Origin of the sequence: Klebsiella pneumoniae complex sp. WS1778 (genome assembly GCF_049472055.1) — a bacterium.
GTDB classification, from domain to species: domain Bacteria; phylum Pseudomonadota; class Gammaproteobacteria; order Enterobacterales; family Enterobacteriaceae; genus Klebsiella; species Klebsiella quasipneumoniae.
On record NZ_JBKGTJ010000005.1, the window covers coordinates 314696 to 326525 of the forward strand.

Annotated in this window: 7 protein-coding genes; 2 read left to right on the forward strand and 5 right to left on the reverse strand. The window is 57.2% G+C overall.

Annotated elements, in window-relative coordinates; all coding sequences use genetic code 11:
- Positions 1–105 precede the first annotated feature (105 nt).
- Positions 106–3789 carry a methionine synthase gene (gene metH / locus ACLEXF_RS21450; protein ID WP_407259969.1) on the reverse strand — a complete coding sequence of 1228 codons (3684 nt, stop codon included), beginning with the start codon at positions 3787–3789 and terminating at the stop codon, positions 106–108.
- 194 nt (positions 3790–3983) lie between these two features.
- Here metH and iclR point away from each other — a divergent pair, with 194 nt between their 5' ends.
- A complete protein-coding gene (gene iclR, locus ACLEXF_RS21455) occupies positions 3984–4814 on the forward strand; it encodes a glyoxylate bypass operon transcriptional repressor IclR (protein WP_004206826.1) in 831 nt (276 codons plus the stop codon).
- Positions 4815–4866: 52 nt separating this feature from the next.
- Here iclR and aceK read toward each other — a convergent pair whose 3' ends face one another.
- The 4 genes from aceK to metA all read right to left on the reverse strand — a co-directional run bounded on the left by aceK (position 4867) and on the right by metA (position 10929).
- Entirely contained in the window at positions 4867–6651 is a 1785-nt protein-coding gene (aceK, locus tag ACLEXF_RS21460) for a bifunctional isocitrate dehydrogenase kinase/phosphatase (protein ID WP_004206827.1), read from the reverse strand.
- Between the two features lie 102 nt (positions 6652–6753).
- Positions 6754–8058, reverse strand: coding sequence for an isocitrate lyase (gene aceA / locus ACLEXF_RS21465; protein WP_004206828.1), 1305 nt, complete (start codon positions 8056–8058; stop codon positions 6754–6756).
- A 79-nt stretch (positions 8059–8137) separates the two neighbouring features.
- The gene (aceB, locus tag ACLEXF_RS21470) at positions 8138–9739 is read right to left on the reverse strand and encodes a malate synthase A (RefSeq protein ID WP_032456808.1); all 1602 of its coding nucleotides are present in this window, start codon (positions 9737–9739) and stop codon (positions 8138–8140) included.
- 260 nt (positions 9740–9999) lie between these two features.
- Positions 10000–10929 (reverse strand): homoserine O-acetyltransferase MetA, encoded by a 930-nt coding sequence (metA, locus tag ACLEXF_RS21475; protein WP_004206830.1) that lies wholly within the window; start codon positions 10927–10929, stop codon positions 10000–10002.
- A gap of 156 nt (positions 10930–11085) precedes the next feature.
- On the opposite strand from metA, the gene ACLEXF_RS21480 reads away from it, so the two are divergent.
- Positions 11086–11541, forward strand: coding sequence for an acetyltransferase (locus tag ACLEXF_RS21480; protein WP_004206832.1), 456 nt, complete (start codon positions 11086–11088; stop codon positions 11539–11541).
- The last annotated feature ends 289 nt before the right edge of the window (positions 11542–11830 follow it).

Sequence of the window (11830 nt, forward strand, 5' to 3'; positions counted from 1 at the left end):
AGGTGTTCCGACGTTCTGGAACCTATCTCAGTATAAGGGGTTAACCTCAATAAAGAGACAAGGCGCTCACAGAGCGCCTTGTTTGTTGTAAGGAAAGGTGACGATTTAGTCGGCATCATAGCCCAGATTAGGCGCTAACCAGCGTTCGACTTCCGCCGGGGTCATCCCTTTACGCAGCGCGTAGTCTTCGACCTGGTCGCGCTGGATCTGCGCCACGGCGAAGTACTTGCTGTCCGGATGGCTGAAATACCAGCCGGAAACCGAGGCGCCCGGCCACATGGCGAACGATTCGGTGAGCTTCATACCGGTATGGGCTTCGACGTCCAGCAGCTGCCAGATGGTGCCTTTTTCGGTGTGCTCCGGACAGGCCGGATACCCCGGCGCCGGACGGATCCCCTGGTAATTCTCGCGAATAAGTTCCTCATTGCTGAGGTTCTCATTGGCCGCATACCCCCAGTAGACCTTGCGCACTTTCTCGTGCAGATACTCGGCAAAGGCTTCCGCCAGACGATCGGCGATGGCCTTGATCATGATCTTGTTATAGTCGTCATGCTGCGCTTCATAGGCCTCCGCCAGCGCGTCCTCTTCCAGGCCGCCGGTGACGGCGAAGGCGCCAATGTAGTCCGCTTTGCCGCTCAGCTTCGGCGCCACAAAGTCGGCGAGGCAGTAGTTGGCGAAGCCGACCTTCTCCGTCTGCTGGCGCAGGTGATGGCTCACCGTCAGCACGTGGGTGCGGGTTTCATCGCGATAGATTTCAATATCGTCGCCCACCCGGTTGGCCGGGAACAGGCCCACCACGCCGCGCGGGTTGAGGGTTTTCTCTGCGCTCAGTTTATCCAGCAGCTCGTTAGCGTCTTTGAACAGGCGCTGCGCCTCTTCCCCTACCACTTCATCTTCCAGAATGCGCGGATATTTACCCGCCAGCGACCAGGTCATAAAGAACGGCGTCCAGTCGATGTAATTGCGTAGCGTCTCGATACTGGCTTCCACCTCCTGAATCCCCAGGCGATGGGCCACCGGCGGCGTATAGCTCTCCCAGTCAAAGGCCAGATCGTTTTCCCGTGCGGCCGCCAGGGTCACCGGCGGGGTGCGCGGTTTTTTACGTCCATGCTGGATACGCACGGTTTCATACTCTTTGCGCGTGCGGGCGACAAACTCATCGCGCTGCGTATCCGAGAGCAGCGCAGCCACCACCCCGACGGTGCGCGAGGCGTTCTGTACGTAAACGGTCGGGCCGCTGTAGTTCTGCTCGATTTTCACCGCCGTATGCGCTTTCGAGGTGGTTGCGCCGCCAATAAGCAGCGGGATGGTAAAGCCCTGACGCTCCATCTCTTTCGCCACGTTAACCATCTCGTCGAGCGACGGGGTGATCAGCCCGGAAAGGCCGATGAGATCCGCGTTCACCTCTTTGGCGGTTTTGAGAATTTTATCCGCCGGGACCATCACGCCAAGATCGATGATTTCGTAGTTATTACACTGCAGCACCACGCCGACGATGTTTTTGCCGATGTCATGAACGTCGCCTTTTACCGTGGCAATCACCATTTTGCCGTTACTGGAGCCCTGTTCTTTACTGGCTTCGATAAACGGCTCAAGGTAGGCCACCGCCTGTTTCATGACGCGAGCGGATTTCACCACCTGCGGCAGGAACATTTTGCCTTCGCCGAACAGATCGCCGACCACGTTCATGCCGTCCATCAGCGGCCCTTCGATCACCTCAATCGGGCGGGCAGCCTGCTGACGCGCTTCTTCGGTGTCCTGTTCGATAAATTCGGTAATGCCCTTCACCAGCGAATATTCGAGGCGTTTTTTCACCTCCCAGCTGCGCCACTCCGCCTGCTGGGCATTGGCGCCGTCGTCAACTTTACTGCCGCGATATTTTTCCGCCAGTTCGAGCAATCTTTCGGTGCTGTCATCGCGGCGGTTGAGGATCACGTCCTCCACCGCGTCGCGCAGCTCGCCCGGCAGGTCATCATAGATGGCCAGCTGACCGGCATTGACGATCCCCATATCCATGCCGTTGCGGATCGCATAGTAGAGGAATACGGCGTGGATCGCCTCACGCACCGGGTCATTGCCGCGGAAAGAGAAGGAGACGTTGGAGACCCCGCCGGAGATCAGCGCATGCGGCAGCTCGCGTTTGATGTCTTCGCAGGCGCCGATAAAGTCCTGGGCATAGTTATTGTGTTCTTCGATACCGGTCGCCACCGCAAAGATATTCGGGTCAAAGATAATATCTTCTGGCGGGAAGCCGACCTCTTCGGTGAGGATTTTGTAGGCGCGACGGCAAATCTCAATTTTACGTTCGCGGGTATCAGCCTGGCCCACTTCGTCAAAGGCCATCACCACTACCGCAGCGCCGTAGCGGCGAACCTGTTTCGCATGGTGGATAAAGGGTTCGACGCCCTCTTTCATCGAAATCGAGTTAACGATGCCTTTGCCCTGAATGCATTTCAGGCCTTTCTCAATAACTTCCCACTTGGAGGAGTCGATCATGATCGGCACGCGGGCAATGTCCGGCTCGCCGGCAATCAGGTTGAGGAAGCGCACCATCGCCGCTTCTGCGTCGAGCATCCCCTCGTCCATGTTGATATCGATAATCTGCGCGCCGCTTTCCACCTGCTGACGCGCGACGTCCAGCGCTTCGCTGTACTTCTCTTCTTTGATTAAGCGTTTAAATTTCGCCGAGCCGGTAACGTTGGTACGTTCGCCGACGTTAACGAACAGGCTGTCATCGCCGATATTGAGCGGCTCAAGGCCGGCGAGGCGGCAGGCCACCGCGATTTCCGGCAGCTGGCGCGGCGGCAGGCCCGCTACCGCCCGGCTCATGGCGGCGATATGCTCCGGGGTCGTACCGCAGCAGCCGCCGACGATATTAAGGAAACCGGCTTCCGCCCATTCGCGGATCTGCGCCGCCATGGTATCGGCATCCAGATCGTATTCGCCGAAGGCGTTGGGCAGGCCGGCGTTCGGGTGCGCGGTGACGTAGCATTCAGCGATGCGCGACAGCTCCTGGACGTACTGGCGCAGTTCGTCCGGCCCGAGGGCGCAGTTCAGACCAAACGATAAGGCTTCGGCGTGGCGCAGCGAGTTATAGAAAGCTTCGGTGGTCTGCCCGGAAAGCGTGCGGCCGGAGGCATCGGTAATGGTGCCGGAGATCATCAGCGGCAGGTCAACGCCCAGCGCCTCCATCTCCTCTTTTACCGCATAGATGGCCGCTTTGGCATTCAGGGTATCAAATACCGTTTCAATCAGGATCAGATCCACGCCACCTTCCACCAGCGCCCGGGTGGACTCGCGATAGGCGGCCACCAGCTGGTCAAAGGTAATATTACGGAACGCCGGATCGTTCACATCAGGCGAAATGGAGGCGGTGCGGTTAGTTGGGCCAAGCACGCCCGCGACGTAGCGCGGTTTTTCCGGCGTGCGGGCCGTCCAGGCGTCGGCGCTGGCGCGGGCCAGCTTCGCCGCCGCAAAGTTGATCTCTGCCGACAGGGATTCCATCTGGTAATCCGCCATCGCGATGGTTGTCGAGTTAAAGGTGTTGGTCTCAATGATATCCGCGCCGGCCTCGAAGTAGGCGTCGTGGATCTCGCGGATCACCTCGGGCTTGCTGAGCACCAGCAGGTCGTTGTTGCCTTTCAGGTCGCACGGCCAGTCAGCAAAGCGCTCACCGCGAAAGTCCTGCTCACTCAGACGATAGCCCTGGATCATGGTGCCCATGCCCCCATCCAGAACCAGAATACGTTCTTTTAACTGCTGATGCAGTTGCTCAACTTTGCTGCTCACACTTGCTCCCGACAACGCTCAACTCAGGCCAAATAGCCAACAAACCATACTGGCATAAACCACCGGAGCGGAAAAGACAACAACGGGCAATATGAGACATGTTCAGCTTCACTCCTCCGATGAGTCCGGTAGTGATTGCATTATCGCCAAATAAAACGAAAATTATTTCCACGATACAGAAAAAGGAGTCCGCGATGGCCACTACCCCCGTTCCCGCGAAACGCGGCAGAAAACCCGCGGCTGCCACCGCCCAGCAGGCTGGCGGTCAGGTTCAGTCGCTGACCCGCGGCCTGAAATTGCTCGAATGGATTGCCGAATCCCACAGCAGCGTCGCGCTGACCGAGCTGGCGCAGCAGGCGGGTCTGCCTAACTCAACCACACACCGCCTGCTGACCACCATGCAGCAGCTGGGTTTCGTCCGCCAGGTCGGCGAGCTGGGCCACTGGGCCGTCGGCGCGCATGCCTTCGTGGTCGGCAGCAGCTTTCTGCAAAGCCGCAATCTGCTGGCGATTGTCCACCCGATCCTGCGCCAGCTGATGGAAGATTCCGGTGAAACGGTGAATCTGGCAGTGCTTGACCAGAGCGACCACCAGGCGATCATTATCGACCAGGTACAGTGCACCCAGCTGATGCGGATGTCGGCGCCGATCGGCGGAAAACTGCCGATGCACGCCTCCGGCGCCGGGAAGGCGTTCCTCTCGCAGCTGAGCGAAGAGCAGGTTACCAGCCTCCTGCACCGTAAAGGGCTACATGCCTATACGCATGCCACGCTGGTCTCGCCGCTGCATCTGAAGGAAGATTTAGCGCAGACCCGCAAGCGGGGCTACTCGTTCGATGACGAGGAGCACGCGCTCGGACTGCGCTGCGTCGCCGCCTGCATTTATGATGAACACCGCGAACCGTTCGCGGCAATCTCCATCTCCGGCCCCATCTCACGCATGACCGATGACCGGGTGACCGAGCTGGGCGCGCTGGTCATTAAGGCCGCGAAAGAGGTCACGCTGGCATACGGCGGGGTTAAATAAAAAAAAATGCCCCACCGGGGCATTTTAAGTAGGCCTGATAAGCGTAGCGCCATCAGGCAGATCGGCGCACCTTGCCGGATGGCGGCGTAAACGCCTTATCCGGCCTACTGTCAGCGCCATAGCGTACGCTAAAACGCTGCTTGCGCCGGTAGGCGTAGACATCTTCCACATGGCCGTTTTTAATCCGCGTCTGCAGTTCGCGCCAGTAGTCGGCGCGCAGCAGGTCGGCATGCATCTCCTCAAACAGCGGCCCAATGCGCGGGTCGGCACACAGCCAGTGGCGGAACTCCTCCGGGAACACATCCCCCGGCGAGACGCTGTACCACGGCTCGCTGGCCAGCTCATCCTCGGGATAGCGCGGCGGTGGGATCTGGCGAAAATTCACTTCCGTCATATAGCAGATTTCGTCATAGTCGTAGAACACCACCCGGCCGTGGCGGGTGACGCCGAAGTTTTTAAACAGCATATCGCCGGGAAAGATGTTGGCGGCGGCCAGTTGGCGGATAGCATTCCCATACTCTTCTACCGCATCGCGTAGCGCCTGGCCGTTAACCTGCTCCAGCCACAGGTTGAGCGGCACCATTCGCCGTTCAATATACAGATGACTGATGACAATCCGGTCGCCGAGGTCGGTCAGTTTGTTCCCCGCCTCCGCCTGCAGCAGCGCCAGCAGCGCCGGCGCGATTTGTCGTTTCTCCAGCACGAAATTTTCAAACTCCTGCGTGTCCGCCATCCGCCCGACGCGGTCATGCTCCTTTACCAGCTGATAGCAGGCGCGCACGTGGGCGGCGGTCATCTCTTTCTGCGGCGCGAAGCGGTCTTTGATCACCTTAAACACCCGGTCAAACCCCGGCAGGGTAAACACCAGCATCACCATCCCGCGAATGCCCGGCGCCTCAATAAACTGCTCATCGCAGCGAGCGATGTAGTGCAGATATTCACGATAGCTTTCGGTTTTAGCGTGCTTCTGGCAGCCAATCGCCATATACAGCTCGGCCGTGGTTTTCCCCGGCAGGATCTCGCGCAGCCATTCCACCAGGGCGCCGGGCAGTGGCGCATAAACCATAAAATAGGAACGCGCGAAGCCAAACACGATGCTCGCTTCGGCATGGGTGGTCAGGCAGGTATCGACAAACAACTCGCCCTCGTCGCTGCGATGGATCGGCAGCAAAAAGGGCAGCGTGGTCATCGGCATCACCAGTTTGCCCACCAGCCAGGCGGCTTTATTGCGATAGAACAACTCATTGGCGACTTGCAGATGACAGGTGGCGAGCAGTTCCTCCCCCAGCGCCTCCTGCAGACTGGCAATGATATAGCCGATATCCCGCGCTTTATTTTGCCACGGCAGCCGCAGCGGCAGATCGGACAGCACTTTACCCAGCAGGTGCGGCCAGCCGCGATCGGCAAAAAAATCTTTCGCCAGCGGTCGCGGAAGGGTGCGAAAAGGACGCTCGGGCTGCGAGCTGAAAATAAAGAGCCGCTCGGGGGTCAGCGAGCGGTGGTCAAACAGGCGGCAGTAGACCGAATTGAAAAAGCTCTCGGCAATTTCAAAACGAGGGTAATCCGGCAGCAAACGGGTGTAGTGGGCTTTCACCCGCAGCAAAAAGTCGGCATCCGTGCTCTTTCCTTCCGTGATGCAGCGCAGCTGCTCCACCACCAGACCCACATGGTGGTCATAGAGGTGGATCCGCTGTTTCATCGCCTGCTGCACCGCATGCCAGTCGGCCTGTTCAAAGCGCTGCTGCGCGCCGGAAGTCACTTCGAGAAAACGCCCATACTGAGCGTCAAATCCCTGCAATATCGTTTGGGCAATCAGTAATTCCAGACCACGCGTCATCGAACTCCCCCATCCGGCACCACGTCAGGCCGAATGGCGCGCTCGCTTATCCGGCCTGGATCCCTTCACTGGCCCGGTTAGCGTCGTGCCACCGGGCATGGCTCAAAACTGATCTTCTTCGGTCGAGCCGGTCAGCGCCGTCACCGACGAGGCGCCGCCCTGGATAATGGTGGTGACCTTGTCGAAGTAGCCGGTACCCACCTCCTGCTGATGCGAGACGAAGGTATAGCCTTCCGGCCCGGCGGCGAATTCCGGCTGCTGCACTTTTTCAACATAATGGCGCATCCCCTCACCCTGTGCGTAAGCATGGGCGAGGTCGAACATGTTGAACCACATGCTGTGGATCCCGGCGAGGGTAATAAACTGGTACTTGTATCCCATGTCCGACAGCTGCTGCTGGAAGCTGGCGATGGTTTTATCATCGAGATTTTTCTTCCAGTTAAACGACGGCGAGCAGTTATAGGCCAGCAGTTTGCCCGGGAAACGCGCATGAATGGCTTCAGCAAAGCGACGCGCCTGCTCAAGATCCGGTTTCGACGTTTCACACCACACCAGGTCCGCATACGGCGCATAGGCCAGCCCGCGGCTGATCGCCTGCTCGATCCCGGCATGGGTGCGGAAGAACCCTTCGCTGGTGCGATCCCCGGTAATAAACTCACGATCGTACGGATCGCAGTCTGAGGTAATTAAATCGGCAGCGTCAGCATCGGTACGGGCGATCACCAGCGTCGGGACCCCCATCACGTCAGCCGCCAGACGCGCCGCCACCAGTTTCTGTATCGCTTCCTGGGTCGGGACCAGCACTTTACCGCCCATATGACCGCACTTCTTCACCGACGCCAGCTGATCTTCGAAGTGAACAGCCGCTGCACCGGCTTCAATCATCGATTTCATCAGCTCGAAGGCATTAAGGACGCCGCCAAAACCGGCTTCCGCATCCGCCACGATCGGCAGGAAATAGTCGATAAAGCGCGGATCGTTCGGCTCAATCCCGGCTGACCACTGGATCTGATCGGCGCGGCGGAAGGTATTGTTGATCCGATCCACCACCGCCGGTACCGAGTTGGCCGGGTACAGCGATTGATCCGGGTACATGCTGGACGCCAGGTTAGCATCCGCCGCCACCTGCCAGCCGGAGAGATAAATGGCTTCGATGCCGGCCTTCGCCTGCTGCAAGGCCTGGCCGCCGGTCAGCGCGCCAAGGCTGTTGATGTACCCTTTCTTTGCTTCACCGTGCAGCAGACGCCACATTTTCGCCGCGCCAAGCTGCGCCAGCGTGCATTCCGGGTTCACCGAGCCGCGTAATTTCACCACCTCTTCCGCGCTGTACGGGCGGGTAATCCCTTCCCAGCGCGGGTTCGTCCACTCTTTGTTTAATTCTTCGATTTGTTGGGTACGGGTTTTCATGTGCAGATGCTCCATATAATTTCCTGGCTCTCCAGGCGCATTGGTGAAGGACTAAATGGCGAACCACACCATCTGGCGATTAGGCCAGCAGGCGGTAGCCCGGTAATGTCAGAAAATCAATCAGTTCATCAGAGGTGGTGATCTGCTCCATCAGCCGCGCCGCATCGTCAAAGCGGCCATGGCTGAAGCGGTGCTCTCCCAGCTCTTCCTGAATCACCATCAGCTCTTCCGCCAGCCACTGGCGGAACAGCGCTTTTGTGACCGGCGTGCCGTCGTTCAGGGTTTTCTGATGATGGATCCACTGCCAGATAGAGGTGCGCGAGATCTCAGCTGTCGCGGCGTCTTCCATCAGGCCATAAATCGGTACGCAGCCGTTGCCGGAGATCCAGGCTTCGATGTACTGCACCGCCACGCGAATGTTGGCGCGCATCCCGGCTTCCGTGCGCTCGCCCTCGCAGGGGGCCAGCAGCTGTTCGGCGGTAATGGGCGCGTCCTCGCTACGGGTCACCGAGAGCTGATTCGGCTTGTCGCCGAGCACGCGGTTAAACACCGCCATGGCGGTATCCGCCAGCCCAGGATGGGCGATCCAGGTGCCATCGTGACCGTTGTTCGCCTCCAGCTCTTTGTCGGCGGTGACTTTATTCAGCACCTGACGGTTACGCTCGACATCTTTGCTCGGGATAAAGGCCGCCATCCCGCCCATCGCAAACGCCCCGCGTTTGTGGCAGGTCTTAATCAACAACCGTGAGTAGGCGCTAAGGAAGGGTTTATCCATCGTCACCACCTGGCGGTCCGGCAGTACGCGGTCCGGATGGTTTTTCAGCGTCTTGATATAGCTGAAGATATAGTCCCAGCGGCCGCAGTTCAGGCCGACAATATGGTCGCGAAGCGCATGCAGGATCTCATCCATCTGGAATACCGCCGGCAGTGTTTCAATCAGCAGCGTGGCCTTGATGGTGCCGCGCGGCAAATCAAAGCGATCTTCAGTAAAGCTGAAGACATCGTTCCACCATGCCGCCTCTTGCCAGGCCTGGGTTTTTGGCAGATAGAAGTAGGGACCACTTCCTTTCGCCAGCAGCGCCTGGTAGTTATGAAAGAAATAGAGCGCAAAATCGAAAAGACTGCCGGGGATGGCCTCATTACGCCAGGTCACATGCTTTTCCGGCAGATGCAGACCGCGCACACGGCATACCAGCACAGCGGGATTGGGCTGCAGTTGATAGATTTTGCCAGCCTCATTGGTGTAGCTGATGGTCCCGTTCACGGCATCGCGTAGGTTGATTTGACCATCAATGACTTTACGCCAGTCAGGCGCCAGCGAATCCTCAAAGTCCGCCATAAAGACTTTTACGTTAGCGTTCAACGCGTTAATGACCATCTTGCGCTCGACGGGGCCGGTAATTTCAACGCGGCGATCCTGTAAATCCGCCGGGATACCACGAATGGTCCAGTCGCTATTTCTAATGGAAGCAGTTTCCGAAATAAAATCCGGCAGCTGTCCATCGTCAATAGCCTGCTGCTGCTGCAGACGCGCGGCCAGCAGTTTATTGCGCGCCGGCGTAAAGCGGCTCACCAGTTCCGTCAGAAATTCTACCGCCTCAGGCGTTAAGATCTGCTTCTCCTGCTCGCCATAGGGCTGACTAAAGGCCAGTTCATCGGTGATTGTCGCCTGCTGCGTCATTGTGCTGCTCCTCTTGGTTGATCCGCTGGAAGCGAGCGAAAGATCGTTGTGCAGTTTTCGCTCAGCACAATTAAGACTACTCAATTAATTTTCAAAATCAAAAACAATTTCCATTTTAATTTCAAAATGACATTAACATATTGATAACAATGAAATTAAAGTTATCATCAGCTGTGAGGTGAATTTCGGAAATAAAAAAGGCACCCGAAGGTGCCAGAGGCAAAGTGCTGAAACGCTTTAGGATCGTTTCGTGCGGAGTATTACTCCAGCGTTGGATTCATATGCCGCAGATCGTATGGTGTAATTTGGTAGACGTAATAGTTCAGCCAGTTAGCGAACAGCAGATTACCGTGGCTGCGCCAGGTAGCGCGCGGTTTGTTCTGCGGGTCGTTTTGCGGAAAATAGTTGTGGGGAACCTCAGGGTTCAAACCGGCTTCCACATCGCGGAAATATTCACTTGCCAGGGTATTGGCATCGTACTCGGGGTGGCCGGTGACGAAGGCGATACGCTTATCTTTACTGGCGAACAGATACGCATCGCCCTCTTCTGTCTCCGCGAGGATCTCGAGATCGGTATAGTCACGGATAAGCCCTGCCGGAAAGTCAGCATAGCGTGAGTGTGGGGCGAGGAAAGAGTCGTCGAAACCGCGGGTCAGTAAGGCGTGTGGGTGTAGAATATGGTGTTCATAGACGCCAGAAATCTTTTCGGCACGGGTTTGCTTGGGAATGCCGTACAGAATATTCAGCGCGGCCTGCACCGCCCAACAGACGAACAGCGTCGAAGTGACGTGATCCTTGGCCCACTCCAGCACCTGTTTGATCTGCGGCCAGTAAGCGACATCATTAAATTCAACCAGGCCTAAAGGAGCGCCGGTGACGATCAGGCCGTCAAAGTTCTGATCGCAGATCTCATCGAAATTGCAGTAAAAATTATTCAGATGCTCCGCCGGCGTATTACGTGACTCACGCGCATCGATACGTAATAACTGGATGTCCACCTGCAGCGGAGAGTTCGACAGCAGACGCAGGAACTGATTCTCCGTCTCGATTTTCTTCGGCATCAGGTTGAGGATTAACACCTTCAGGGGGCGGATTTCCTGAGTTGTTGCACGCGTTGTCGTCATTACAAAGACGTTTTCATTGCGCAAGAAATTGACGGCTGGTAGCTCGTCCTGCACCCGAATTGGCATAACTCTATTACCTCATAGCATACGTATAAACGTTTAGACATCCAGATAGCTGAAGATAACCAGGAATCGGGTGAATGTCGAGTCTGCATGTTCACGGTGAGAAAATTTCACGGCGCGCATTGAGTTAGAATATAAGAATGAAGAAAAGGAGAAAATATGGTTATTAGCATCCGCCGTTCCCGGCCTGATGAAGGGGATAAACTGATTGCGATCTGGTGTCGGTCGGTCGACGCCACCCACGACTTTCTGTCAAAAGCGTATCGAAAGGAGCTGGAGGAGATGGTACGCGCATTTTTACCGGAGGCTCCGCTGTGGGTGGCGGTTAACACGGAGGACCAGCCGATCGCCTTTATGCTACTGACCGGAGATCATATGGATGCGCTGTTCGTCGATCCAGATGTCCGCGGCTGCGGTGTGGGGAGATTGCTGATTGAGCATGCGCTGTCGTTAACGCCGAAGCTGACGACCAACGTAAATGAGCAGAATGAACAAGCGGTCGGGTTTTATCAGAGAATGGGTTTTAGGGTGACAGGGCGGTCTGAAACGGACGATCTGGGGCAACCGTATCCGTTATTGAATTTGATACATGAGCAGCAGGCTGAAGCAGACTAAGATTGACGTCGCAACTGCTAACCCTTAGACAGGAGCCTCTCCGGAGACGGTGCTGCGCACCTTGTCCGGGCTACGGATCGTGTAGCCCCGGTAAGCGCAGCGCCACCGGGGAGATATACCCCACACAGCAAAAAACCCCGCACCTTTCGGGACGGGGTTCTTGTTAAAACGCAAAAACAAAAAGCTCAGCCTTCCGACTGAGCTTTCTGCTTTATTTGATGCCTGGCAGTTCCCTACTCTCACATGGGGAGACCCCACACTACCATCGGCGCTACGGCGTTTCACTTCT